Annotated in this window: 25 protein-coding genes; 4 read left to right on the top strand and 21 right to left on the bottom strand. The window is 29.7% G+C overall.

Annotated elements, in window-relative coordinates:
• The first annotated feature begins 25 nt into the window (after positions 1-25).
• Together AYC61_RS00570 and AYC61_RS00565 are read left to right on the top strand one after the other, a co-directional pair.
• Positions 26-1,234, top strand: a complete 1,209-nt coding sequence (locus tag AYC61_RS00570; protein ID WP_066495239.1) for an alanyl-tRNA editing protein — start codon at positions 26-28, stop codon at positions 1,232-1,234.
• Between the two features lie 14 nt (positions 1,235-1,248).
• The gene (locus AYC61_RS00565; RefSeq protein ID WP_066495238.1) at positions 1,249-2,151 is read left to right on the top strand and encodes a phosphatidylserine decarboxylase; all 903 of its coding nucleotides are present in this window, start codon (positions 1,249-1,251) and stop codon (positions 2,149-2,151) included.
• 73 nt (positions 2,152-2,224) lie between these two features.
• On the opposite strand, the gene AYC61_RS00560 is transcribed toward AYC61_RS00565, so the two are convergent.
• The 16 genes from AYC61_RS00560 to AYC61_RS00485 all read right to left on the bottom strand — a co-directional run bounded on the left by AYC61_RS00560 (position 2,225) and on the right by AYC61_RS00485 (position 17,872).
• Positions 2,225-2,407, bottom strand: coding sequence for a hypothetical protein (locus AYC61_RS00560; protein WP_066495230.1), 183 nt, complete (start codon positions 2,405-2,407; stop codon positions 2,225-2,227).
• Positions 2,408-2,461: 54 nt separating this feature from the next.
• Positions 2,462-3,154: an SDR family NAD(P)-dependent oxidoreductase gene (locus AYC61_RS00555; RefSeq protein WP_066495227.1), complete on the bottom strand. Its 693-nt coding sequence runs from the start codon at positions 3,152-3,154 to the stop codon at positions 2,462-2,464.
• Between the two features lies 1 nt (position 3,155).
• Positions 3,156-4,193 carry an SPL family radical SAM protein gene (locus AYC61_RS00550; RefSeq protein ID WP_242866717.1) on the bottom strand — a complete coding sequence of 346 codons (1,038 nt, stop codon included), beginning with the start codon at positions 4,191-4,193 and terminating at the stop codon, positions 3,156-3,158.
• Positions 4,141-4,971: a 5'-methylthioadenosine/S-adenosylhomocysteine nucleosidase family protein gene (locus AYC61_RS00545; protein ID WP_066495220.1), complete on the bottom strand. Its 831-nt coding sequence runs from the start codon at positions 4,969-4,971 to the stop codon at positions 4,141-4,143. The genes AYC61_RS00550 and AYC61_RS00545 overlap by 53 nt, the downstream gene beginning before the upstream one ends.
• Before the next feature lie 246 nt (positions 4,972-5,217).
• Positions 5,218-5,889 carry an ABC-2 transporter permease gene (locus AYC61_RS00540; RefSeq protein ID WP_066495218.1) on the bottom strand — a complete coding sequence of 224 codons (672 nt, stop codon included), beginning with the start codon at positions 5,887-5,889 and terminating at the stop codon, positions 5,218-5,220.
• 21 nt (positions 5,890-5,910) lie between these two features.
• Entirely contained in the window at positions 5,911-6,555 is a 645-nt protein-coding gene (locus tag AYC61_RS00535; protein WP_066495215.1) for an ABC-2 transporter permease, read from the bottom strand.
• 5 nt (positions 6,556-6,560) lie between these two features.
• On the bottom strand, positions 6,561-7,418 hold the full coding sequence (locus tag AYC61_RS00530; protein WP_066495211.1) for an ABC transporter ATP-binding protein: 858 nt from the start codon (positions 7,416-7,418) through the stop codon (positions 6,561-6,563).
• Positions 7,419-7,438: 20 nt separating this feature from the next.
• A complete protein-coding gene (locus tag AYC61_RS00525; protein ID WP_066495208.1) occupies positions 7,439-7,813 on the bottom strand; it encodes a GntR family transcriptional regulator in 375 nt (124 codons plus the stop codon).
• A gap of 261 nt (positions 7,814-8,074) precedes the next feature.
• Positions 8,075-8,956 carry an L-serine ammonia-lyase, iron-sulfur-dependent, subunit alpha gene (gene sdaAA / locus AYC61_RS00520; RefSeq protein ID WP_066495205.1) on the bottom strand — a complete coding sequence of 294 codons (882 nt, stop codon included), beginning with the start codon at positions 8,954-8,956 and terminating at the stop codon, positions 8,075-8,077.
• 17 nt (positions 8,957-8,973) lie between these two features.
• Positions 8,974-9,645, bottom strand: coding sequence for an L-serine ammonia-lyase, iron-sulfur-dependent subunit beta (gene sdaAB, locus AYC61_RS00515; RefSeq protein ID WP_066495198.1), 672 nt, complete (start codon positions 9,643-9,645; stop codon positions 8,974-8,976).
• A 68-nt stretch (positions 9,646-9,713) separates the two neighbouring features.
• Positions 9,714-11,072: an alanine/glycine:cation symporter family protein gene (locus AYC61_RS00510; protein WP_066495196.1), complete on the bottom strand. Its 1,359-nt coding sequence runs from the start codon at positions 11,070-11,072 to the stop codon at positions 9,714-9,716.
• A 303-nt stretch (positions 11,073-11,375) separates the two neighbouring features.
• Positions 11,376-12,140: a DeoR/GlpR family DNA-binding transcription regulator gene (locus AYC61_RS00505; RefSeq protein ID WP_066495193.1), complete on the bottom strand. Its 765-nt coding sequence runs from the start codon at positions 12,138-12,140 to the stop codon at positions 11,376-11,378.
• Positions 12,141-12,330: 190 nt separating this feature from the next.
• Entirely contained in the window at positions 12,331-13,647 is a 1,317-nt protein-coding gene (locus AYC61_RS00500; RefSeq protein ID WP_066495190.1) for an alkaline phosphatase family protein, read from the bottom strand.
• 153 nt (positions 13,648-13,800) lie between these two features.
• Positions 13,801-15,099 carry an MFS transporter gene (locus tag AYC61_RS00495; RefSeq protein WP_066495189.1) on the bottom strand — a complete coding sequence of 433 codons (1,299 nt, stop codon included), beginning with the start codon at positions 15,097-15,099 and terminating at the stop codon, positions 13,801-13,803.
• A 1,310-nt stretch (positions 15,100-16,409) separates the two neighbouring features.
• A complete protein-coding gene (locus tag AYC61_RS00490) occupies positions 16,410-16,943 on the bottom strand; it encodes a GNAT family N-acetyltransferase (protein WP_066495180.1) in 534 nt (177 codons plus the stop codon).
• 107 nt (positions 16,944-17,050) lie between these two features.
• Positions 17,051-17,872: a VanW family protein gene (locus tag AYC61_RS00485; RefSeq protein WP_066495171.1), complete on the bottom strand. Its 822-nt coding sequence runs from the start codon at positions 17,870-17,872 to the stop codon at positions 17,051-17,053.
• A 323-nt stretch (positions 17,873-18,195) separates the two neighbouring features.
• On the opposite strand from AYC61_RS00485, the gene pdxS reads away from it, so the two are divergent.
• The gene (gene pdxS / locus AYC61_RS00480; protein WP_202906773.1) at positions 18,196-19,077 is read left to right on the top strand and encodes a pyridoxal 5'-phosphate synthase lyase subunit PdxS; all 882 of its coding nucleotides are present in this window, start codon (positions 18,196-18,198) and stop codon (positions 19,075-19,077) included.
• 1 nt (position 19,078) lies between these two features.
• Positions 19,079-19,648 (top strand): pyridoxal 5'-phosphate synthase glutaminase subunit PdxT, encoded by a 570-nt coding sequence (gene pdxT / locus AYC61_RS00475; RefSeq protein ID WP_066495167.1) that lies wholly within the window; start codon positions 19,079-19,081, stop codon positions 19,646-19,648.
• Positions 19,649-20,089: 441 nt separating this feature from the next.
• Here the strand turns inward: pdxT and AYC61_RS00470 are convergent, their stop codons facing one another.
• The 5 genes from AYC61_RS00470 to AYC61_RS00450 all read right to left on the bottom strand — a co-directional run bounded on the left by AYC61_RS00470 (position 20,090) and on the right by AYC61_RS00450 (position 26,294).
• Complete coding sequence (locus tag AYC61_RS00470) at positions 20,090-21,061, bottom strand: aromatic acid exporter family protein (RefSeq protein WP_066495166.1); 972 nt, start codon at positions 21,059-21,061, stop codon at positions 20,090-20,092.
• A gap of 630 nt (positions 21,062-21,691) precedes the next feature.
• Positions 21,692-23,098: an MmgE/PrpD family protein gene (locus tag AYC61_RS00465; protein ID WP_066495165.1), complete on the bottom strand. Its 1,407-nt coding sequence runs from the start codon at positions 23,096-23,098 to the stop codon at positions 21,692-21,694.
• Between the two features lie 38 nt (positions 23,099-23,136).
• Positions 23,137-24,315, bottom strand: coding sequence for a hypothetical protein (locus AYC61_RS00460; RefSeq protein WP_066495164.1), 1,179 nt, complete (start codon positions 24,313-24,315; stop codon positions 23,137-23,139).
• 216 nt (positions 24,316-24,531) lie between these two features.
• On the bottom strand, positions 24,532-25,785 hold the full coding sequence (locus AYC61_RS00455; protein ID WP_066495163.1) for a metal-dependent hydrolase family protein: 1,254 nt from the start codon (positions 25,783-25,785) through the stop codon (positions 24,532-24,534).
• Positions 25,786-25,952: 167 nt separating this feature from the next.
• Complete coding sequence (locus tag AYC61_RS00450) at positions 25,953-26,294, bottom strand: RidA family protein (protein ID WP_066495156.1); 342 nt, start codon at positions 26,292-26,294, stop codon at positions 25,953-25,955.
• Positions 26,295-26,349: the final 55 nt, after the last annotated feature.

The following is a 26,349-nucleotide window of genomic DNA, read 5'->3' as shown; positions in this document are numbered from 1 at the left end:
ACCAAGCGTTAAAGGAGGTTTTTTTATGACAGTAAAAATATATCTGGACAATCCATACTTAAAACAAATCAACGCTACTATTGTTGATGCAAAATTTGAAAATGGTAAATACATGGTTCAGCTTGATAAAACAATTTTTTACCCACATATGTGCGGCGGACAACCTAGAGATATAGGTACTATTGACGGTGTAAAAGTTTTAGATGTTATTAAACAAGGTGATAAAATCATTCATGTCTTAGAGAATAAAATTTATAACAAAAAAGTAAATCTATCTATTGATTGGCATACTAGATTTGACCATATGCAGCAGCATACGGGAGAACATATATTATCTGCATGCTTCAAAAAATTATTTAATGAAAATAATATAGGTTTCCATTTAGGCAATAACTATTCATATATAGATATATCTATGCATAATCTAACTGAAGATGCAGTATTTAAAATTGAACAACTAGCTAATGAAATAATATATTCTAACATTCAAGTAAAAAATTATATAGTTCAAAAAGATGAGCTCAAAAACATACCTATAAGAAAAAAACCTATTGTTGATAAAAACATCAGAATTATTGAAATAGATGGTGTTGATTGTACTCCATGCGCAGGAACTCATGTTAGAAATACCGGGGAGATTGGAATTATAAAAATCAGAAAATGGGAAAATTATAAAGGCAATACAAGAATTGAATTTGTATGCGGACATAGAGCATTACTTGATTACGGCCAAAAAAACCATCAAACAAACAATATTTCTTCTATTTTGTCTGTAAAAGATACAGAATGTCAACAGGGAGTTGAAAAGCTTCTGTCATCACTTAATACTGCTTCTAAAGAAATAACTTCATTAAAAAAGGAACTTGCAGAATATAAAAAGGAGTATTTATTAAAATCTTACCAAAAGCATAATGATATTAAAATAGTAAAACATATCTTCGACTATACAGAAATGGATTTTAATACTTTAAGAAAAATAAGCTCAGATATTATTAATAATAACGAAAACTATGTTATAATATTTGCTATAAAATCCCCTGATAAATGCCAATTAATTATAGGTAAATCTAAAAATGTATCAATAAATGCAAAGAATGTATTCAACAGTATAGTTGGATTGATCAATGGAAAAGGCGGAGGTAACGATACTATTGCACAAGGTGGGGGTACTGATGTAAGTAAACTTGATGAATGCATTGCCTTAGCTGAATTAAAGCTTAAAGAAATATTATAAAAAAGGATGATAGTATGACTATTTATTATAAGAATAGAAACAATGATACAATACATGAAGAAAACATAGCAGGTATCAAATATCTAAAGTGGTTAACTGAATCTTACTCTGGAAAGCTTACATTGAAATATATTGTTAAAAAGAAATTGTTTTCTATATTATATGGAAAATTTCAAGACACAAATCTTAGTAAAAGTAAAATCAAAGACTTTGTGAACAATTTTAACATTGATATGTCAGAAGCTCAAAGAGAAAATATAAGTGATTATACTAACTTTAACGATTTTTTTACTAGAAAACTAAAAAAAGAAAGCAGAGAAATAATATTTGATAATAGTGTATTAATTTCACCAGCGGATAGTAAACTGATGGCATATGAAAATATTAATACAGACAATATGATACAAGTAAAAGGGTCTTATTATAGTTTATCAGAATTGTTAGATGATAAAGATCAAGCTAAAAATTACAACAATGGCTGTTGTCTAATATTTAGGCTTTGTCCGACAGACTATCATCGTTTTCATTTTCCTGATAGCGGGGAAATTGGCGATGTAAATAAAATCAAAGGTGAATATTTTTCAGTTAATCCTATTATTTTATCAAATGTTCCAAAAGTTTATTGTAGAAATAAACGACATATAGCTACCCTTAAATCAGATAATTTTGGAAATATAAGCATCATAGAAGTCGGAGCAACTTGTGTAGGTACTATTATACAGACATATAAACCTCATACAAAAATTAATAGAGGTGATGAAAAAGGATATTTTAAATTTGGTGGTTCTACAGTAATTTTATTACTAAAAGAAAATACAGTTAAAATAGATGATGACATAATAAAAAATTCCCTAGAAGGTATAGAGACACAAGTTTATATGGGTGAAAAAATAGGTAGAAAATACGATACGCTTTAAGTAAGGTACTATTAACAACAAAACGAGGCTGACTCAAAACAACATTTTTGAGTAGCCTCGTTTTTAAACAATACTATATCCTATCTAACATCCCTTGAAGCTTTTGAGCTTGCATACCGCTTTCCTCTGCAAAACTCTTGAACGTATTTGCTATTTCCTCATCTTTTATCTCCTTTGAAAACTGTTCATAATCTCTAACCATTTCTTGTGCATCAAGAAGCTTTTTGATTACAATATCTCTTTGCGTTAACTGCATAATATACCTCCCTGCTAAATTTTTTAAGCAAGAACAGTTATGCCTTAGAGAGCTTTATTTCCTCTTAATCATGTGCTTTTGCGGCTGTATTGTTATATTAGTGATTATTGTACCATCTCTTTGTGTTAAGATAGTTTCAACAGCTTTAGCAACACAATCAGGTGTTATGTAACTCTCCTCGTCATCTCCTTCTCTAAAATTACTATTATCGTAAAAATTAGTTTTAGTCATATCTGGCTGAATAGTAACAACTTTTACTCCATATTTTCTAACTTCTTCGTATAAACTAATAGAGAAATGACTTATTCCTGCTTTTGTAGCTGCATAAGCACAACCAAATCTACTAGGTTTAGTTGCTGTTATAGATGATATATTTATTATATATCCTTGCGATTTTTTTATACTTCTAAGTAAAAGATGAGTTATAACTAAAGGTGCTTGAAAATTCGTAGCAACCATCTTAGAAAGCTTAGCAGGGTTTATTTCCTCATGCATACCAAAATAACCTATACCGGCATTATTAACAAGTATATATATATCCTCTTCTTTTCTAATTCTTTTTATTTCTTTTGTCAAATTTGGTGTATCAGTTATATCACAACATACTTTTATAAAATTACTATTTTCATAGTCAATCTTACTAAAATCTCTTGCTATACCATATACTTTATATCCTAAATCTATTAATTTAACAGCTATTGAAAGTCCTATTCCTGATGATGCACCTGTCACTATTGCTGTATTCATTTTACCACTCCTTAACATATACCCTATTCTCATCAATATATATCCTTACATTATTATATACAAGTTCCAAGAGTTTTTTTGTATGTTCTGGTGAATATGTACATATACCTTTGCTACAATCGTAAGGGTATGAAAATATCTCACTATTATCTTTTAGTTTTCTAAATCTTTTAAGAAATTCTTTAGAAATTCTAAACAAGCCTATTTCTATATCATACACTAATTCACTATTTATAGAACTAAAAACTTCATCTATCATCTTTGTGTATTTCATGTCCCAATTTTTAACATAAATCAAAGGATCAAAACATAATCTAACCTTCCATCCTCTCTTGATTGCAGTATCTATTGCTTTAAGTCTTGTCTTTAGTGATGGAGTCCTTAGTTCATAGCTTTCTATTATTGATTGAGGAGAGAGCGTCCATGCTAGTATTACATTACTCAAAGCATCAACTTTTTGAATAGAACTTATATTAGCACTCTTTGTCCTGACTTCTAACTCTAGATTACTATTTGCTTTGGCAAACTCCATCCATTTCTTAAAATAACCTGTTATGCCATCAAGGGCTAACAAATCAGTTTCATAAGATATGCATAAATATATTGATTTTTCTTGTAGAAGCTGTGTTATTTCCTTGAAAACATCTTCAATATTAACAAAAATAACTATATTTGAAGAAGTATACATTCCTTGTAGATAGCAATATTCACAATCATATATACAATTCATAATAGTTGATGTATAGTAAAAATTTTTTCTTCCAAAGCTTTCACACATATTTGAGCCATTATATAAAAATTTATCTTTCTTTACAGCTAAAATCAATTTAGGACTTTTTTTCTGAATAGAGTAACTTTGATGACTTCTATTAAATACATCCTTATAATGTTTAATGTTTATTACATCAGATTCCCTAAATCTTTTTAAAATATCTTTAGTTAAATCATAATTATAAGCCTCTTCTTCAATGTATATATGTGAAAATTTAGAACTCCATAAGTCTATCTTTAAGTTTCGCAAAATTAATCTTCCCTTCATTCTTATTATTACAAATCACCTGCGAATATTCTCTTAACAAATCTAAATTACTATGATACAGCTTATAATTTTTGCTTAATTGTAATAATAAGTTTTTCATATATTCTGTCAACTTTAAATTGTCATTAATTTTCTCTATGTAATATTCATCCTCGTCAGATAACACACCATCATTCTCTAATGTAACTTCATGAATAGTTTTTATCCAATTATTAATAACATCAACCTTTTTACTTATCAAAAGCTCAATGTCCTTTGTATTTAAATCTAAATCAGCTAATTTATCAGAAACAATCTTTAAAATTATAATCTGATGTGTATGCATAAATAAAGATGCAGCTTTATAAGCTCCTACACCTTCCATATCTACAATATCTCCTTTTGTGATGCCTAAATAGTCTTTTGTTACAACCTTCGAAAATGTCTCAAGTGTCCCTTCTAAAAAATCATGTTTAAACATCATATCAGGAAAATATGTGTTTTGATTGTCATTATCAATTATTTTGTTACATAAAACTATATCTCCACTATCCAAAGCTTCATTAGCACAACCGCATACCCCTATGTTTACAAATATGTCATACTCATTTATTTCATATCTTGATAACAAAAATGTAGTAGCAATAGCCGCTGAAAGCTTTCCAACTCCACTAACTACGCAGGTCACTTCTTCATTTCTAAATATTTGAAATCTATTAACACTAAGATCTCTTTTTAAGTTCAACTTATCTATAAATGGTTTTAATTCATAGTACATTGCAGCAGTAATATATATCATAAATTCCTCCTAGTTACCTTCCTTTTTTTCATTATTATAACAACGGACGTAATTACGTAGTAATTGTAACACATCGTTTCAACGAGGCGCAAGTTATGCACACCGCCTATTAAATCTAATCGGTACCCGCCACCTATAGAGGTGTGGGACATCTTGCGCCTTGTTATATTATATCATAAAAAAATGTTTAAAATCGTATTGCATCTGTACTATTAGCAATATTATAAAAAGCCCACAATAGTAGGCTTAAATGTCTCTTCTGTAATATAAACACTGAGATAAAAGCATTGATACAATATATAATGCTAAAAATACTCCTGAAAATAACAACAGACCTTGCTCATATTTTAAACTAGTTACCCATTTAAAAACAACATTATCCGTAATACCTCCACTTAGCTTTGACAAAGCTGCTGGTAATAGTACAATTATCATAAATATTAATGAGTTAGCCATTCTTAACTTGTTACCTCCAAATTTAAAGTAAAACGGATAGTAAAAAGAATAGAAAAACAATATACTAATTAAAGCACCAATTATATTCCATATGTTTGCAGGCTTTCCATTCAAAATATTTAAAACCAAATAACTATCTAAAGCTTTTATTGCATTAGTAAATATTATTGTTGATATACCAAACAAAATTATATATAATATCAAACTTAAATATTTAGCTCTTACTATATCCTTTTTATTTATAGGTAAACTAACAAAATATACTTCAGAATCATTTTTGTCATCATAGGAATTAATATAAAATGATGTTACATATACCATCATAAATATACACATAGGAAATAAAAAATATGCTACATCATTTTGAAACATACCTATTATTGACATAAATAATGAATATAATATTATATAAATATTTGATTTTCTTAATAAATATAAATCTTTTACTACTAACTTTAACATCTACACCAACCCTTTTTTATTTTATAGGTCTTTATAATTATATAATTTATATGAAATTTTATAGGATAAAATATATATTATAAATACAATCAAAGCTGTTATTCCATAAATTTGGATACTATTATTACTAACAAATTCAGAAATTTTGCATTGTAATCCAACACTTAAATTTATTATCGTAAAAAATAGCATATATATAATAATCCAAATAATTTTAGCTTTTCTGTATCCCATTTTGAAAAATATAGGATATAATATACAATTCAAAATTATAGTAAGAACACAAACTAACAATAATGAAACTAAATCTATTTTATAAATATCATTAATCATCAATCCTGTTAAATTTGCAACAGTTGTCAATAGCAATGTAAACATTAATGCTAATACAGTAAAAAATAAAATACCCACATATTTTGCTTTTACAATATCTGTTCTAGTTACAGGCAGAGAATTTATTATAAGATCAGTATTACTTTTTTCTTCATATGCAAACGAAGTTGATGTAAATACAGATGCAATAATGAATGATATAACTGCTATATTTTGGCTATTGTCATTAGAATCTATAAATATGTATCCCATAAATATAAATAAGAAAGCAATTATTCCTATATTCAATTTAGTAAATGTAACTCTTAAATCTTTCTTTAATAAATTAATCATAAATATTACCCCCTAACTGTATAAACCATTATATCCTCTAAAGTCGCTTTTTCCAATATTACATCATCTTTATGTAACCTTTGTACTTTTGCCACATCATCTGTTAATGCTTCAAATCCAAATGAATTCTTCCTAAATCCTATGAAATTCTTTTTAGTTTCATCATTTAAAATTTCTAACCCACCTTTTACCACAGCGTATTTATCTAATAAATCATCTTTAGCTTTAGAAAATACAATTTCTCCATTATTAATAAAAGTTATGTAATCTGCTATTTTATCTAAATCAGTAGTGATATGTGTAGAAAAGAATATACCCTTGTTTTCATCTTGTATCAAATTATATAATATGTCTAATATTTCACTTCTAAAAACTGGATCTAATCCTGATGTCGGTTCATCCATAATTATTAATTCAGCATTATGTGATAAAGCAATAGCTAGTGAAAATTTCATCTTCATACCCTTTGAAAGTTGTTTTATTTTTTTCTTAGGATTTAAATCGAATTCTTTAATATATTTTTGAAAAATTTTCTCATCCCATCTATCATAAAATGGAGCAATTATTTTTTTCATTTGATTTACAGATAATTCTTCATAATAATGATTTTCATCATAAACAAACCCTATCCTATTCTTCACTTCTCTCTCATACTTGATATTATCAAGTCCAAATATCTTCACCTGTCCGCTATTTCTTCTAACTAGATTCATAATAAGCTTTATAGTTGTACTTTTCCCAGCACCATTTGGACCAATAAAACCCATTATATAGCCTTTTTCTAATGAAAAATTAATATTTTTCAATGTAAACTTATCATATTCTTTTGTTAAATTTTTAACTTCTAATATATTATTGTTCATACTAATTACCTCCAACTTCTTTAATCTTCTTCATATAGAACACTTAACATTTCCAGTAATTCTTCTAAGCTAAGACCTAACATTTTGCCTTCATTTACAACCTCAACCAGCTTATCCTCTATTACTTTCATCTTTTTTTCTTTCAATAGTTCTTTATTTTGAGCAGCAACAAATGATCCTTTTCCTCTAACTGTTTCTATAAAACCTTCTCTTTCTAATATTTCGTATGCTCTTTTTGTAGTAATAACACTTATTTGCAACTCTTTTGCAAGATTTCTTATAGATGGTAACCCATCTCCTTCTTCTAAATCATTTTTTAATATAAGCCCTTTAATCTGATCAACTATCTGCTCATATATTGGTTGATTAGAAGAATTTGAAATAATTATTTTCATTTACTTACCCCATTTCATGAAATATCAATATCTAGAATTTTGATGGTAATCATCTCGAGTGTATATACAGTATATATTGTGTATATATTATATATACAGTATATACATTAATATTTTGTTTGTCAATATTTTTTTATTGTTAAATCTTACTCTATTTAAGAATAAGGACTAAAAAAATAAAAGCAGGATTGCAATAACACCTGCTTTTATAAAACAAATTATTTTTTAAATTAAGTATTGTCCATTTAACTTTATTTAATTTTAATTACCAAAAATTATTTTTGCAAGTTTTCTTCCCGTAGGTGTATCTGCTAACCCTCCCATAGCAGTTTCCCTTAATGTAGCAGGTAAAGTTTTCCCAACTATATACATAGCTTCTACTACCTCATCAAAAGGAATCACACTTTTAATGCCAGCTAATGCCATATCTGCTGATATTAAAGCATTTGCAGTACCTATAGCATTTCTCTTAACACAAGGACATTCTACCAATCCTGCTATAGGATCACAAACTAATCCTAAAATATTCTTAATAGTCATAGCTGCACCATGTAATGCCTCTTCTGGAGTTCCTTGCAATAACTCTACTACAGCTGCAGCAGCCATAGCAGATGCAGCTCCTGTTTCTGCTTGGCATCCTCCTTCAGCTCCTGATACTGTAGCATTTTTAGCTATTATTAAACCTACAGCTGAAGCTGTAAGTAACCCTTTTACTAATTCATCTTCACTAAAATTGAAATCTTCACCAACACTAATAAGAACTCCTGGTAAAATTCCACATGATCCTGCTGTGGGTGCTGCAACAACCTGTCCCATTGAAGCATTTACTTCTACAACTGCCATAGCACTTGCAACTGCTTTTACCATTTTAGTTCCTGAAACAGTTTTATTTTTTTTGTACCTATTATTTAATAGCTTTGCATCACCACCAACTAATCCACTTATAGATTTTGTATCTTCATTAAGACCTTTTATAACCGCATTTTTCATAACTATTAAATTTTCTTTCATCATCTCTAGTATTTCATCTGAATTTTTACCAGAATTTTCAGATTCTCTTGCTAGCATAATTTCCCAAATCGCTTTATTATGTACGTTGCATAGTTTAACTAATTCGTTTCCGCAATTAAAATTAAATGTCATAGTTCTACTCCTTTATCTTATATAGATTCAATAATATATACATCCCGAACTTCTTCTGCTTCACTTTTTATATTTCTTGTTAAATCATCTTTAAGTTCATTGTCTAATTCAATAACCATAAAAGCATCCTGTCCCTTATCTTGTCTATATACACTCATAAAAGCTATATTCATATGATAATCAGAAAAGATTTTAGCAACTTTTGCTATAACACCAGGATAATCTTTATGTCTTGTTATAACTGTAGGATACTTCCCTGTAAATTCTAATCTCATGCCATTAATTTCAGTTATTATAATATTTCCTCCACCTATTGAAGTACCCATAATTTCTACTTGTTCTTCATTTGACTTTTCTATAATAAATTTAACCGTATTTGGATGAACATCTCCTAGATTAGTTTCAACAAACTCATATTTAATACCCTGTTTTTTTGCAATTTCAAAAGATTTTTTTAGTTCTTCATCACTCTCTATCATACCCATTATACCTGCTAATAGAGCTCTATCAGTACCATGTCCTTTATAAGTTTTGCTAAATGAACCGTGTAACAAGAACTTTACTCTCCTTATATCCTCCTTGACAATCTTTCTTGCAACTCTACCTAGCCTATTAGCTCCAGCAGTATGTGAACTTGATGGTCCTACCATTTTAGGTCCTATAATATCAAAAGCACTATAATTTTTCATATCTACCTCCACAATTACTAAATATAATCTTAAAATAATAATATATTAATTACCAAAAAGTGCATAAACTAATGTTCAATATAGCAATTAGCAGGATCATAAAATTCCTTTGTATACTTATAAACTTTTGGACTAAGATACATAATTGCTATTAAATTAGGTATAATTAATACACCTAATATACAATCCATAACACTCCAAACTAATCTCAAACTACTGATTGACCCAATAATAGTGAAGCTTAAAAAAATATACTTGTATATTGCAGCCTTTTTTGTACCAATAATATAGGCTAAACCTATATCACCAAAATACCATTGTGTTGGTATAGTAGAATATGCAAAAAATATCATACTTATCCCTACAAGATATCTTAATATCGGATGCACTTGTCCAAAAGCAAGACTAACTAACGCAGCAGGGGATTCGTTCAAATCAAGAACCCCTGAAGAAAGCAAAACAAATGAAGTAATACTACAAAGTATTACAGTATCCATTAAGACCTCAGTTATCCCAAATAAAGCTTGTCTCGCAGGGTGGTCTGTAATTGCTGTTGCATGAACAACAGGTGCCGCTCCCTCTCCAGCTTCATTAGAATATAGCCCACGAGCTACTCCAAATTTCATGGCTTCTCGTATTGTATAACCAACAGTACCAGAAATACCTGCCTTTAAAGAAAATGCACTTGTGAAAATAAGTTTTATAACACTTGGCATTTTATCTATATTAAAAGCTATAACTACTAAACCTCCTACAATATAAAAACATGCCATAATAGGTACAAAAATCTCAGCAAACCTACCAAGTCTCTTGATTCCACCAACAATTACAAGACCAATTACAATTACAAGGCTAATACCAGTAACAATAGGTGAAATACCAAACATGTTTTCAACAATACCAGCAACAGCGTTAGACTGAATTAAATTTCCACCAGTACACTGAATTACTAGTAGTACACTAAAAACACTAGCAAGCCATGGAAGCTTCAATCCCTTTGATATATAATATATAGGTCCTCCTACAAAATTCCCATTATCATCTTTTTCTCTATATATAATACCAATAATAATCTCAGCATATTTAGTAGCCATACCCAGAATCCCAGCAATCCACATCCAAAATATTGCACCTGGACCGCCACCAATTATAGCTGTAGTAACACCTACAATATTCCCATTCCCTACGCAACCTGCTAAACCAGTACACATAGCTTGAAATGGAGTAATAGTTCCTTCTCCCTTTAACTTATTCTCCTTTTTGTAAGGTTTTATGAGAGTTTCATAAAGAGCAAATGGCAGTTTTCTAATCTGAATAACTTTTGTTAATATCGTAAAATAAAGTCCTATTCCTAAAAATATAACTATAAACCAATTACCCCAAATAAACATTGATAAGTTTTTGAAAAAGCTTTCTAGTACTAGCATCCATCCCTCTCCCTTCTATTATTAACCATAACTATTTCAACAATTATATCAATAACGTTTTCCATGTTAATTAACTAAAAAGTTTTAGCTAAGCCCCTCTCCATTTAATATTAGGTGGTACTAATATAGTAACATAAATTATGTGTATTTTAAAGTATTTTTGTTTTATTATTTGTTTTTTTGTTGATTTGGTTGATTTTAATCAATTTCTTCATAATATAAAACGCTATTCATACACTAAATTTAGTATATAAATAGCGTTAATCGTCTTATTATTAAATTAATGAATAAGTAAAATTTGAACTATTTATTGATAATCTCTATTCCATTTTGATTATATTTTTGCAAAATATTCTTCTTAAGAGTAGAGTCAGTTATAATCATATTAATCTTATTCAAATCTTCAACTTTTAACAAAGATCTAGTATCAATCTTACTACTATCTGCTAATACTATAACTTGCTGAGAAATATTTATCATTTGTTTTTGTATTTGAAGTTCATCTATATCATAATCTGTTATACCAGCATAAAGAGACACTCCACTTACACTAATAAATGCTGTATCTACATTAAATTCACTAATATTATTTTTTGCTAAACCACCAACTAAGGAAAATTCTTCTTTCCTAAAAATACCGCCTGTGAGAATTATAGTATATTTATCCATATCCGCTAATTCGCTGGCAATCAATAATGAATTGGTTATTACAGTTAATTTTTTACATTTTAACTTTAATACTTTTGCTATTTCTAAATTCGTTGTGCTTGCATTCATAGCAATAGATTGGCCTTCGCTAATAAAGCGTACTGCAATATCAGCAATTTCCTTCTTCTCTTCTATATTCTCTTTTTCTCGTGTCTGTCTTGCAAGTTGTTTCATGCTAACTTTTTCAAGAACAGCTCCTCCATAGACTTTTTTTAGATATCCTTCCTTCTCTAAATAATCTAAATCTCTTCGAATAGTCTCTATGGATACATTGAATAATTTTGTAAGCATTGAAACTTTGACAGATCCATCTTCTTCAATAATATTTAGAATTTTCTCATATCTCTCTTGTGCTAGCAAAGCTAGACCTCCTTTTAAAACACAAATCTTTAAATAAATATATTATTCTGTACTCTAGTGTATTATAGCCTATTTGCCAAATAATTTCAACAGTAGCCATCAATAACTTATGATAATGATATTTAAATTTAATGAATTATAAAAATTAACCACTAGTCTATTAAATTTTTTAATAATATTAATTATTACATTACAGTATATTTTTACCTTCAGCATTTGAAAGATCAAAACCCATAATTTTTGCTAGTATTGGTGCATAATTAATTAATTCTGTTTCACCAATATCATTATTCTTCTTTATATTTAAACCTTCTATCAAAAATATAGCTCTCATTTCTTGGAAAGTTTTTGAATAACCATGCTGTGCAATATTACTTAATTCATCAGTTAAATAATCTCCAAGAATGTCTTCTCTTAATTCGTATCCACCTTTTGAAACAATAACATAGTCTGCATCAGCAAATCCTTTTTCTTTTCTGATACACTCATCTCTCGTTAAAACTTCTAACACACCACTAGATGGATTTTCCTTAAGCTTATTAATTATAGATTCAACTTTGCATCTTATTTCTTTATTGTTAGGATCTTTTAACTTTATTTGACCTACACCACCTGAACGTTGCATAAACACATCCCACTCTTTTAATTTTCCATTTTCATCAGTTTTGATTAATCCTGCTTTGTTAAATTCTGTATTTGGTCTAATGCTTGCAATATTATCCATCATACCATGGTCTGAAACAACACATACAACTATATTATCATTTGTAATTTCATGAGCTTTTTTCACTAATTCTCCAACGTGTTTGTCTATTTCTTCCAAAGCGGTTTTTGATATATCAGATATACTACCATTATTGTGTGCTATATCATCATAAGATGCAAAATATACTGTCATAAAGAAAGGCTTTTGAGAAATTTGCGGTCTTATCTTTTTTTCTAACATCCATAATGCAGCTTTAGCTCTATCTGCATCCCCAGTTATATCCCATTTATATCCAGAATAATGACCAATTTCATTTTCCATTTCATAAACAATTCCCTGTGGTCTGCTAAAACCATTAATAAATTTAGAATCAAATGGTGTAGAAGTTAACCAAACTTGAGGAATGTCATAATCAATTTTAGCACCTATTGATGTAGACCAACCAACATTTGCTGTAAGATATCCATGTTCATGAGCAACATCCCATAAAGTTGGAATTTCTTTTTCATTTGCATACCAATACCATGCACCATTAAGCTTTCCTTCTGGATCAAAATATGTATTATTATAAACACCATGTGTTGCTGGATTTGTCCCTGTAATCATAGAAAAATGGCTAGGATATGTAAATGTAGGAAATACTCCTTTTACACCCTTAGAAGCATAAGTACCATTTCTCACAAAATATTTATGAAGATTTGGTAATTTGAGTCCAAGTTTATCAGATTCCATAATAAAATCAGGTCTACAAGCATCTATTGATATATACAATACGTTTGTTTTATTGTCTTGCTTTATCATAATTATTCAGCCCCTTTATATTATTACTACAATATGTAATCATAATTTTTCAAACATTTAATACTAAATTTCTACAAAGAAAATTTCTATGATCTTTTTAATAAAAAGATCATAGAATGTATTTCTTTAATATACTTAAATATTTACATTTATCTAATTTATACTCTTATTTTTTTTATTTATCATAGCACTTGATTTATTATTATTCTTATTTACTGTTCTAACAAGTAAAGAACTAATAATAATACCTAATACTGAAAAACCTATCATTGTCATAAATACCTTATTATATCCTGACATCCCAGGATTTTTATCTAAAATGCTTCCATATACTGTGTACATAAACATATAAGGAGCATAACCAATAAATGATGCTATTGACATAGCTGCACCACTTATTTCTCTTGGAACTTGTACTTCCTCAACAGGAGCAAAGAACACTGCTCTCATGGCAAAAATTATAGCTCCAAATCCTAAAGTAACAGTCATTCCAGAATAAATATTCATTGATTTATGTGGTAAGAAAAGAATTACTGTCATAGCAATTGCTGCTACTGCAAAAGCAACTCTTAAAAATTTGGATGCAGATTTAAATTTCTTATCTGCTAGAAAACCACCTACAGGTCCACCTATCATTTTAAGTCCATATTGATTTATAATTCCATACGCACCTACCAAAGTTACAGGCAATCCATAAATGTCTTTAAGAAACGGTATGAAATATGTTAATCCTATATATACAGCATATACTGAAAATATATTCATAGAAACTATCCAAATTTCAGGCATTTTAAGTGCTTTTATAACACCACTTAAAACTATTTTGTCTTTATTAACTTTTTTATTACCTTCTTCAATTCCTGGAATTTTATCATCTTCTAATAAGAAATAAGAAATAATACCAATTACAATTGGAGCAATTGAGTAAAGATATATCGCCCCTCTTAATCCAGCTGCACCTTTACCTAATAATGCAAATAATCCTAGAGCACTAAAGGCAACTATTGTATCTATTACCCCTCTACCTGCTTCTAGAAAACCAAACATTCTGCCTTGTTCATCTTTATTCCCTAATAATCTAACAGCTTTTAGTAAAACAGGCCAATAGATTACAGTATCAAAAACAGCTAACAATGCAAATGTTACTAAAAGGCCATTATAATTTGGAAATGTTGATAAATACAAACCTACACATCCAACTCCTATTAAACCAACAGGAAGCAATATTTTCTTTGAAAACCGATCGGATAGATACATTGATATGAAATAACCAAAAGTACCTATTGTACCATATAATCCCATTGCGACACCTATTTGTGTGTGACTTAATCCAAATTGTTCTTGCATCGGAATATAAAAAGCATCTTTAATACTAGCAAGCTTATATATTGTTCCCCCTCCAAGGATCAACACAAAAAGAGTAAACCATTTTTTTAAATTACTTTTATTCATTCAATTTTCCTCCATATCTAGTTATTTTTTAGTTAATTACAAAATCTATATTCCTCATAAAAACTGCACTAAAATTTATTATAATAGCTTATTCCCCCCATTTTGTGGTATATATGCAGTACCAAGTTTCTTAAACTTTAAACCTTCTTTATAAGCTTTTTTGGTTTCATCCATTTTTCATATAAATACTATCTAGATGATTTTGGCTTTGATGCAAATAATAATTTATACTTATTTAAACAAAAACACATTATACCTATCATCAACTAAAACCTAGAAATTCATCAATCTCTCAAAACACAATTTTAATAAACTAATTATACCTCTTTACCCTTTTTACAATTCTTTACCTATGATTTATGATAGTATCACCTGTAAAATAGGTCGTTTAAATAGAATCAAATACATCTACCCCAACTTTAAAAAACTGTAAAATTACCTACATTCTAGAAGTTGTGACATCAAAAGTTATCACATTTTATGAATTTTCATTTTTCATCTACCTATAATCATGAAACGTTTTCATTTTTTGAATTTTTCCTATTCCATCGATGAAATATTACCTTAATTTAAGATTACCATCAAATTTGTGCATTGTCAACTGTTTTTATGATGTTTTGTGTTTTTATGTTGTTTTTTGTTGTGTTGCTTCTAGTAAATAAAATATTTACTAATGTAAACATTTTTTATTATAAGTACGTGGTCTAAATCCATCGTCTTTAATGAGTTACAAAATATAGATATGAAGTATATTAGTAAAACCAATATCCATAAGACCAAGAGACTTAGTAACACAAGTATGAGAAGCAAGGAAGATAATAAAAGGAAGTGTAGGAAAAGAACATGTTCATATGTTAATATCATTTCCTCCAAGTATCACCGAGTAAAATGGAGCAGTATTTGAAAAGATCTAGATTACTGCAAGAGCAATATCCAGAGTTAAGAAAAAGATATTGAGGGCATTTATAGTAGTTTATTGTATTTATTTTGTGTCTATATAAGTGGATTTGAAAAAACATTAGTATTATAAAACTTTCAATCATAAATAATTGAAAGACAAGTTAACTAACACCTGCTACAGCTCTGTTTTTGCTACTGTATATCCACACCATCGTTAATTTAACGAGCTTTATAGTAACCATTGATTAATTCAAATTTTCCGACACGTGCTCTAGACACATTATTTGGTCCAATAGATTACTATAATCAGTTTCCTACACAGAGTTTTTTCCTACCCAAAAAGTTCTTTGACTTTTTTAGCTCGCTATTTAAGTTATTTCTTATTATATAAAAAAGATGGGAAACCCCACCTAGTCTATTATTAATCCCATACATACTGAACTATAAAATTCACCATTTGTAAGAAAATCTCTTTTCAATATTCCTTCTTGTTCAAACCCTAAATCTTGATACAATTTTATTGCTCTATGATTGTCTTCTCTAGTTCTTAAATTTATCTTTCTTATTCCATTGTTTTTAGCCCAATCGATCAAACAGCTTAATATATTCTTACCTATAGACATCCCCCAGTATTCTTTTAAAACACTAATACCAAATTCACCAACATGCTTAGTTCTTGGTCTGCCTCCTGCTGCAAAATTCAAATTAGCAACTATTCTGCCATCAATTTCTCCGATTATAAATATTCTATTATCGCTATCTCTACAACTTTGAATTATTTCTTTTTCTCTTTCAACAGGCATATTGAATTCACCAACACCAAATGTTAAAAAATCCGATTCTCCTGCAATTGTATTGAGATATTTAAGCATTGCTTCAGCATCTGAAACTTCAGCTTTTCTGATATGTAGTACCTCACCATTCTTAAGCCTTATATCCTTCAAATTATCTCCCCCTAACAATTTGTATTTATGTGCTATTTTATTTAATAAAAATATAAAAGTCAAGAATAAAAAACTAAACTATATGTATTCTTCATGAATTTTGTTTATCAGTCTAAAGAAGCATCTGTTAACAAAGGCTCGTACATCATTAATGCATGATTTTCTGTAATGAATTCATCATCTATAACATTTCCATTAAAATCAAAAACTTTTCTATATATAGCATTATGTCTTACATATCCACCCCATACTTCATGAGTTATTTTATGTTCTTTTTCATAAACCTCATATTTGTAGATTGGTTCGTGTGTGCTTACCCATTGACCTTTAAGAAATTCATCAGTTACTTCTAAATACAATTGAAACGGAACTTGAGTATCATTGTATATTTGTAAATCTCGATAATTGTAAACACATGTAGCACCTGAACCAAATGGTTGAGTTCTATTACTATCTGGAAAAACATCATAACTATGTCTATACCTTTCAACAACTTTCAACGGAGTATGTAAAGTCATATAATAAATTAAATTAGATAATTGACATAAACCTCCTCCTATGCCAGTTATATATTTACCATGATTTAAGAACATACCATCAACGTACCCTTTTCCTTTAGTTGGTTTACCTATAAGCTGCCAATAAGAGAACGTTTCCCCAGGAAATATTACTATTTTATTTAAGCACTTTACCGCTATCTTTAAATTTATAATTTTGTTTTCTTGTAACCACATGTCAACATCTTTGAGCTTTCTATATAGTGGAGTTTGATGATTATAATACTTGTATTTTAACAATTCATTAGATTTAGTCTTAGCGTATTTTTTACTATCAAATTTCCATTCAAAATATCTTTTATATGTATAATAATTTTTACCTAAAAAAATTCTTAACCTGCTTCTTTTAATAGGCTTAAGATTTTCTTTCAATTTTTACACCTCACTTGTTTGATATTATATATATTTTATCACATTTACATACAATTTGTATTTAATATTCAATATATTGCTATTCAAGTTAATATATTTTATTTTTCATATTAACATACCGTAGTAACAGTTTAATATGATTTATATAGAAATTGTACTGCCATTTGAGCAAATATTAATAAAATATACCCATACAATTTAAATTTATACATACATTTTTCCAAAATCGTATTGATTTATCGGTGTGAATATGTAATAATGTATGTAGTTAGTTGGGGTACAATACATATTGTATCTATATAATTTAAAAATAGGGGGAATTTATGATGGATAATAGATATAAATTGAATAAAAATCTTGCTCAAATGTTAAAGGGTGGAGTGATTATGGATGTAACCACACCTGAAGAAGCAAAAATTGCTGAAGAAGCGGGTGCTTGTGCTGTTATGGCTCTTGAAAGAGTTCCAGCTGATATAAGAAAAGATGGTGGAGTTGCAAGAGCTTCAGATCCTCAAATGATTAAAGGTATTCAAAATGCTGTTTCTATTCCAGTTATGGCGAAAGTAAGAATCGGGCATTTCGTTGAAGCTCAAATTTTAGAAGCACTTAAAGTTGATTATATTGATGAAAGTGAAGTATTAACACCTGCTGACCCAATGCTGCATATTGACAAAAAAGATTTTAAAGTCCCTTTTGTTTGTGGAGCCAAAAATCTAGGTGAAGCTTTAAGAAGAATTGGAGAAGGTGCTTCAATGATCAGAACAAAAGGTGAGCCTGGAACAGGTGATGTTATCGAAGCTGTTAAACATATGAGAATGATGAATTCTGAAATTAGAAGAATTCAAGGTTTATCAAAGGAAGAATTAATGAATGCTGCAAAAGAATTACAAGCACCTATTCATTTGGTTGAATATGTACATGAGCATGGAAAGCTTCCTGTTGTAAACTTTGCTGCTGGTGGAGTTGCTACCCCTGCGGATGCTGCGATGATGATGCAGCTTGGTTGCGATGGAGTATTCGTTGGTTCTGGAATCTTCAAATCTGGAGATCCAAGAAAAAGAGCTGCTGCTATAGTTAAAGCTGTTACGCATTATAATGATCCAAAGATATTAGCAGAGATATCAGAAAACCTTGGAGAAGCAATGGTAGGGATAAATGTATACTCAATAGATAAAGAAGAAAGAATGGCTAACAGAGGATACTAAGATGAAAAATATTGGTGTTTTAGCACTTCAGGGTGCATTTAAGGAACATATAGATATAATTAAATCGTTAGGCCATAACGGAATTGAGATAAGAAAAGCTAAACAAATTGATCATCTGGATGGAATTATTTTACCTGGTGGTGAAAGTACAGCAATAGAAAAATTACTAAAGGACTTTGGAATAAAGGAAATCTTGAAAGATAAAATTGAAAATGGTTTACCTGTATGGGGAACCTGTGCTGGAATGATTCTTCTTGCTAAAAAACTATATGGTGATGAAGAGGCTCACCTGCAAGTTATGGATATAAAAGTAAGACGAAATGCATATGGTACTCAACTAGATAGTTTTGTCACAAAAGAAGTAATTGAAGGAGTATCCAAAAAGGAAATTCCTATGGTGTTTATTAGAGCTCCATACGTTGTTGACTTGGATGAAAAGGTGGAAATACTTCATAAGGTAAATGGCAACATTGTAGCTGTACGCCAGAAGAATATGATTGCTACTTCTTTTCATCCAGAGCTAACAGATGATACTACTTTTCACGAATACTTTATAAATATGATAAAGTAAATAAAGGAATAACATAAATTAGTTTGAATGAAAAATGTGTCATAGGAGTCATAGGGACGTTTTGTTTGCCATCATCCTTTTATTCTGGTAATATAATTTAATCTGTGCTTTTGTGAAAAAAACGTTCTATTCTGGCAATAATCCAAATATAACCAGAAGGGAGCGTTTTTTATGAGTACAGTGCCAAAAGAAGTATTAAGAAATATGATTACACAAAGAAATTTGAAAACAGCAGGAGATCTCCATAGTTACCTAACCAAATATAAGTCTATCTACACGCCTTTTCATTGATTCTATAACTGATTTGGGACATGAGAAATCCATATCTGCTACCCAAAATGGTAGTGTATCCTGATTGAACTAAACCATATTATTTTTATTCTTACTATTTTATTTTTTGCCAGGTGTCAATCAAAAAATCCCTTTTACACTGTTTTGATACTAGTAGCTATCTTTTGTTATTAAGTGTTTTTTGAAATCATACTTAACTTTTAAAAACTGCTCCATATCATTTAAAAACTGAAAAAGCATTGCTCTATTTTCAAATTCTTCTCGTGATGAAGGAAGAGACATTTTTCTAAATTCCTCTCTTAATAGCTGTAAATCATAAATTAATTGCATGGCTGTATTATCTTCATATAATGAATCAGCAACCTTTTCTGTAAACTCAGCTATCATAATAGTCTGCTCATAAGTTATTGAAAAATGTTGAAAATGTTCTTTCATTCGCTTCATAGTTTCATACTGCTTTATTCTCATCTCCATATACTGTACGTAATAACTATCATCTAGAAGAAAATAATTATTTAAATTAATATAAGCACGCTTTCGCGCCTTATACAACCTAGTTTCAAGGCTATTAAACAAACCATCTTGTTGCAATGAAACTTGATCTTTCTTCAATGCCACCGCCATACAAATTAAAATCTCCTTCATCTTTTCTTCAATGTAAATTTGATCTTGTTTAATATCTCCTTCTATACTCGGCATGTGGATATTTAACAACAAAGCCACACCCACACCAATTAACATAAGTATTAGTTCATTTCTAAGCCAAAATATATCAACAGATTTTTGGGATAGTAGATGTGTTACAAGCACAGAGTTTACAACGATTCCTTCTCTTAAATTAAATTTTACTGCTGAGGGGATAAAAATCAATAAAAAGATACCAAAGATTATCTCAGTATATCCAAAGATTTTAAAAAGAATAGAAGAAATAAGTAAAGCTAAAATACAAGCACCTATTCGCTGAAGTGCTATTTTAACAGAATGCTTTTTAGTATTTTGAATACTTAAAATAGTAATAATGCCTGCAGATACAGCATATCCTACTCCTAACTGTTTTGCAACAATGATTGCAACTGAAGCACCAAGCCCTGTTTTTAATGTTCTATAACCAACAAATTTCATACATTTTTTCTCATTTTTCTTTTGAAATCTTTTAAAATAATATTAACAATATTTCTCATTAAGTAACACTCCTCTTCAGTATATAACTTATTCATGCATATTTAACACAATTGCTCCTGATTAACCAAATTATTAACCCATTTTTTAGATATAACTCTTGGTATACTAATTATTATTTTTACAACTGTTTCTAAATTTACTGTAATGCTTTTTTAAAAAAATATCAATTTATTCTCCTAAGATAAAATAACTGTTTAATCTCAGCTATTGGCTTGCACTATTGCTAATTTAACATGCATATAAAAATATATCTTTCCTAAATTTCAAAGATAAATTTATATATCGTATATTATATATGATTTTATTCAAATTTCAATCTTTTTCCTATAATAATTTTTTACTTTATGAATATTATGAAAAATCAATGTTTACTAAAGTAAAAATAGTAGCTCTGGAAACACCTGTAATCAAGCATACTCCAAAGCTCTAAAATCATACATTTCTTATATACTAAAACTGCTAATAGAACTGTTGCAGAGTTTAGGAAATATTATTATAAAAATAATGATCTAATTAACAAGCTGACTCCTATTCACTATAAGAATCAGCTGTTTTCTTTATCACATTTTATTAATGATAAATATTTTTAATCATTTCTTTGATATTCGTAACATTTTCCATAGACATAATTGAATTATATAGCTTTTTAGCCTTTTCTTCTCCAACTATTGGTATTGTAATGTTGAAGAATTTTGTTACTAATTCATCATTGGTAATCGGATTTGATTCTGAACCTTTAGGTTCATAAATTACCTCTTCAAAAGTAGTACCATCTTTCATAGTGATTTTTACACTAGAAGGCATCTGTCCCTTAGTAAAGAATAGATTATTGAGCTCTTCGTTAACCGTTATGTTTACCTTTTGAGAAAGAGTTAAAATATCTTCACTTGTAATATCTTCTTCTTTAAGCCCTAATGCTGGTGATTTACCATGTAATGTAATACTTAAAAGATATGGTAAACTAAATTGAGCTTCAAAAGCATTTATTGGTTTCTTCTCGGGTAAGTAAGTAGCAGCCATCGTATATGCTTCCACATCTACTTTTTGAATCTGTCTTAAATCAATTTCATTATTTTTAATTAAGATTTCACCTGCTTCTACAGCTGAATGAGCCCACCTGCAACATGCATATGGCTTAAATTCAGTTGTCATTGTCTTATACTCTTCACCAAGACCACTTACCATTAATTCAAAATCACATTGGTCAGAAGCAGCCATAATCCATAAACCTGTTTCTCCATCTAAGAAAGCTTTATTCCCAATGAAGCCTTTCTCTGTAAGTATTGCAGCCATTACACCTCCCATAGCTGCCCATCCGTAATTGTTCTTCATCCATGATACAGGTCTATCTGCTGGATTCATACCAACTTTATTACCAAATGGTTGAACAGCATGATAACCAGCGATTCCAATGGCATTTCTCATCTGATCAACATCTAGATTGAGTAAAGAACTTGCCGCAATAACAGTCCCAAAGATTTGATGCTGCGTTGTACCCCAAACCTTTAGTATTCTTTCAGCTGATGGTGAAATTCCTTGTGCAATTCTAATACTGGTTTCATACCCAGTTATAATAGCAGTTAATAATTCTTTACCACTCTTTTCACGGTGTTCAGCAACAGCAATGGCAGGAGGAATAATGGTACAACCTGGATGTCCTACTGCTTTATATGCATCATCATAATCCAGTACATTGGATAAATAAGAATTAATATAAACCGCATTATTTAATGGTAACATTTCACCAGTTGATAGAACAGTCGCTTCAGGTCTTCCGCCCATTTCAGAGTAATATTCATTTATTTTTTTACCTGGTTCAAGCAGTTGACCACCAATAGAATTCCCTACTGAATCAAGAATTAATAGTTTTGTAAACTCAATAACCTGTGCAGGAATATCCTCATATTTTACATTTGAAGCATATTCACTGATTAATCTTGTAGCTTCCAATTCTTTATTTTTTAAATTCTCACACAATTAAGAGCACCTCTCATATTTATAATATAAATTATAGATTATAAAAATTTAACCAATATTGAAGCAAGAAAACCTGAAAATACACTAACGGTGGCTAAACCACCAATAAGCATCTTTGGTACTAAATAACCTTTTAATATATTCACTTCTTCTTCTGTTCTTCCGAAAACTGTAGAAACCTCTTCAGCCATTATTATAGTAGTTGGGAATCCAATCATACAAGTATATACTAATGCCAATGCAAGGTAGGTATCCACTTTAATAAGCTTTGCTACAATAACAGCACCTAATGCTAATCCAGGTACAGCTATCAAAAATGATATCGTTGCTGGCTTTAACAGTTGAATAAATACATCTAATGTAATACTAGATGTTATCTGAACTCCAATATATACAAACATTCCGAATACTAAAAAACCATAAGAATTTGCTTTTGTCATTATATTAGATGGTATTAATCTAAATCTCACAGCCAGAAATGCAAGTATCAGGCATACTATATATGGATGTATACCAAATTTATTTGTATACTCTCCTAAATACATTCCCAATGCTGCTATAGCTGTAGCAAGAGCTAAAAGTATAAAGGTAGTTTGGTACTTTGAAGGTAAGAAACATGTTTTGTTTTCCTTCTCTTTCACACCCCCAGCAGTAATTGAAACTGCCAATTCACTTACTGTATCATTATTTGTGATTTTCTTAGCAAATTTTTTCAAGAAAAACAAAGATAAAGGTATTCCTACAAAAAGTTGTACTGATGCCATTAACCAAGCAAAGCCTATTAACTGATCAAGTCCTAGTGGTTTCAGTACTGAAGATAAAATTATTGCTGCCAGACCTCCACCATAGATAACAGGCGTTGCAGTTATAGCCGTTGCTTTTCCTAAAACAAACGTTCCAATTGTTAACATGAATAAAAGTAGTGTTACTAGTCCTCCTGCACATATTGCTATAGTCTTCCATTCTTTTTTCATTTGTTCTGCACTCATTGTACTTCCCATATGCACTACTACTAATGGAATTGCTAGAACTGCTAATGTAGACAATCCAGCTTTATCAACAATATCTGCAGGTATTAATCCAGTCCATGAACCTATTAAAAGCAGTGCAAAAGCTACAAAAGTAAGTGATAAAAATGCTTTTGTTTTAATTGATATAAATTCTGCAAAACCCCATACTCCCGCAAGTATTAGTAATGCAATAAACATATTTGTCATAAAAATTCCTCCTTTAAATTTTTGAATAAACGTTTTCTTCTTACGTAAATTTAAGTTTAAATATGCTAATATAAATATAATTCCAGTTATCAATTACTCTATTTTTTAATCTATCGCGATATATAAGTATGGATATTTATCATTGTAATTAAAATTTGGGTAGAATTATCACCAATTACTAAAGTCCTACCCAAATCATCCCTACTGCTGTTAATCTTATGCTATATTCTTTTGGATTTTTCCGTCTTTTATTACAATTTTGATATTGTCAGAATTAGTTAAAAGACTAATATCTTCTAGTGGATTACCTTTAACAACAATCACATCTGCTAGCTTACCTTCTTCAAGAGTTCCGATTTTATCTTCCATCATCATAAGCTCTGAGTTATTTTTTGTTCCTACTATAATTGCTTCCATAGGAGTAATACCGAGATATTGTACCAAAAGTTCAAACTCTCTAGCGTTTTTACCATATGGAAGTTTTGGATCCCCTAGCAAATCACTGCCTAGACCCATCTTTACTCCTGCTCTAAAAGCTTTAGCATATCTTTCACCTGCAAATTCACACATGTTTAACCCTCTTTCTGGATCACCTAATTGTGCCACTTTTTCTTGTACAAATAATGGCATAGAATCCAGTCCATCTAAGTAAGACTGTCCAACTGACAACGTAGGTACAAAATAGCAATCATTATCTAAAAGCATTTGGATAGCTTCATCATCTACCATTGTGCAGTGCTCAATACTTTTCACACCACCTCTAATTGCATTTTTTATTCCAGTAATAGTATGAGCATGGCTGGCAACATAAGTACCATTGTTTTTAGCTTCTTGAACAAGTGCTTTAATTTCTTCCATTGTATATTCACAACTACTAAGTTTGTCACCCTGTGATGTTCCTCCACCAGTTGTACCAATTTTCAGAAAATCTGCTCCTTCTCTAAACTGAAGCCTTGCAGCTTTTATACATTCATCTACACCATCTGCAATAATACCTATACCTGTTGACTCTTGCATTTCTAACGGGAAACGTTTATACATATCAGCATGACCATTAGTTTGAGTTATAAAACGTCCACTTGAAGCTATACGTGGTGCCTTATACTCAAGCATTTCTAAAGAAGTTTTTATGGTATTAAGAAAACCACCAACTTCTCTAACAGAAGTAAAGCCAGCATCTATGCACGCCTCTAATTCTTTTATTGCAATACATGTTTTTTCTGGCATAGATTTATCATACATTCTTCTTACATCATCAGTACCTAAACCTATGTGAACATGAGCATCAATAAGACCCGGCATTATAGTGCCTTCTTCAATTTCAATAATCTCAGCATCTTTAGGAAACTCTATAGATTCTTCTGAACCTACTTGGATAATTTTATTTCCTTCAATTACTACAACTCCATTTTCGATTGGCTCACTTCCTGTTGCATCAATCACTCTACCTTTAATGACACTTTTTTTCATTTTTACTACCTCCCATTTTAAGTTATTTGATAACTGCAATTTTATCTATCTCAACACCTAAAGTGCTGGATAATATTGTTTACAATAACTTGCATATAATTCATTCATTTCATCAAAAATAAATGAAACTTTAAAAAATTGACTCCTCAAACCGAGAGCCGAAGCATCTAGACCACTGCAGTAACTGTCACCTCTATTAAACAATCATTGGAAAACATTTCGCCTACGACACAAGTCCTTGCTGGGGGCAACTTAGCTACCCAATTGTCATAGACTGAATTCATTTCAGCATAATCATCCATCGTCTTTAGATGAATCATTACTGAAAGCATCTTAGATTTGTCTGTACCTATTTCCAATAAACTCTTGTCTATCGAATCCAGAGCCTCCTCTGTTTGTCCTTTGATATCTTTGCTTAAATCTGAAGCATAATGTCCGCATAGATAAGCTACTCCGTTATGAATTGTAGCAACGCTATATCTTCCTGATGGTTTGTAATGTTTAATCATATTCTTATCCTCCTATTAATGTAATCTAATTAATTCTTTTCTTATCAATACATTC

The organism is Abyssisolibacter fermentans (assembly GCF_001559865.1).
Taxonomy (GTDB): domain Bacteria; phylum Bacillota; class Clostridia; order Tissierellales; family MCWD3; genus Abyssisolibacter; species Abyssisolibacter fermentans.
Note: the sequence above shows the minus strand (reverse complement) of the source record. Positions and strands in the feature narration are given on the sequence as shown.

What these genes read in the sequence shown, in the direction of transcription:
- AYC61_RS00510 (WP_066495196.1), bottom strand. Translation starts at nt 11,072, where the DNA reads ATGCTAGTACTAGAAAGCTTTTTCAAAAACTTATCAATGTTTATTTGG.
- AYC61_RS00470 (WP_066495166.1), bottom strand. Translation starts at nt 21,061, where the DNA reads ATGAAATTTGTTGGTTATAGAACATTAAAAACAGGGCTTGGTGCTTCA.
- AYC61_RS00455 (WP_066495163.1), bottom strand. Translation starts at nt 25,785, where the DNA reads ATGAAAAAAAGTGTCATTAAAGGTAGAGTGATTGATGCAACAGGAAGT.
- AYC61_RS00565 (WP_066495238.1), top strand. Translation starts at nt 1,249, where the DNA reads ATGACTATTTATTATAAGAATAGAAACAATGATACAATACATGAAGAA.
- AYC61_RS00525 (WP_066495208.1), bottom strand. Translation starts at nt 7,813, where the DNA reads ATGAAAATAATTATTTCAAATTCTTCTAATCAACCAATATATGAGCAG.
- sdaAB (WP_066495198.1), bottom strand. Translation starts at nt 9,645, where the DNA reads ATGAAAAATTATAGTGCTTTTGATATTATAGGACCTAAAATGGTAGGA.
- AYC61_RS00550 (WP_242866717.1), bottom strand. Translation starts at nt 4,193, where the DNA reads ATGAAGGGAAGATTAATTTTGCGAAACTTAAAGATAGACTTATGGAGT.
- AYC61_RS00450 (WP_066495156.1), bottom strand. Translation starts at nt 26,294, where the DNA reads ATGATTAAACATTACAAACCATCAGGAAGATATAGCGTTGCTACAATT.
- AYC61_RS00570 (WP_066495239.1), top strand. Translation starts at nt 26, where the DNA reads ATGACAGTAAAAATATATCTGGACAATCCATACTTAAAACAAATCAAC.
- AYC61_RS00460 (WP_066495164.1), bottom strand. Translation starts at nt 24,315, where the DNA reads ATGACAAATATGTTTATTGCATTACTAATACTTGCGGGAGTATGGGGT.
- pdxS (WP_202906773.1), top strand. Translation starts at nt 18,196, where the DNA reads ATGATGGATAATAGATATAAATTGAATAAAAATCTTGCTCAAATGTTA.
- AYC61_RS00535 (WP_066495215.1), bottom strand. Translation starts at nt 6,555, where the DNA reads ATGATTAATTTATTAAAGAAAGATTTAAGAGTTACATTTACTAAATTG.
- AYC61_RS00560 (WP_066495230.1), bottom strand. Translation starts at nt 2,407, where the DNA reads ATGCAGTTAACGCAAAGAGATATTGTAATCAAAAAGCTTCTTGATGCA.
- sdaAA (WP_066495205.1), bottom strand. Translation starts at nt 8,956, where the DNA reads ATGACATTTAATTTTAATTGCGGAAACGAATTAGTTAAACTATGCAAC.
- AYC61_RS00545 (WP_066495220.1), bottom strand. Translation starts at nt 4,971, where the DNA reads ATGATATATATTACTGCTGCAATGTACTATGAATTAAAACCATTTATA.
- pdxT (WP_066495167.1), top strand. Translation starts at nt 19,079, where the DNA reads ATGAAAAATATTGGTGTTTTAGCACTTCAGGGTGCATTTAAGGAACAT.
- AYC61_RS00530 (WP_066495211.1), bottom strand. Translation starts at nt 7,418, where the DNA reads ATGAACAATAATATATTAGAAGTTAAAAATTTAACAAAAGAATATGAT.
- AYC61_RS00500 (WP_066495190.1), bottom strand. Translation starts at nt 13,647, where the DNA reads ATGATAAAGCAAGACAATAAAACAAACGTATTGTATATATCAATAGAT.
- AYC61_RS00540 (WP_066495218.1), bottom strand. Translation starts at nt 5,889, where the DNA reads ATGTTAAAGTTAGTAGTAAAAGATTTATATTTATTAAGAAAATCAAAT.
- AYC61_RS00495 (WP_066495189.1), bottom strand. Translation starts at nt 15,099, where the DNA reads ATGAATAAAAGTAATTTAAAAAAATGGTTTACTCTTTTTGTGTTGATC.
- AYC61_RS00555 (WP_066495227.1), bottom strand. Translation starts at nt 3,154, where the DNA reads ATGAATACAGCAATAGTGACAGGTGCATCATCAGGAATAGGACTTTCA.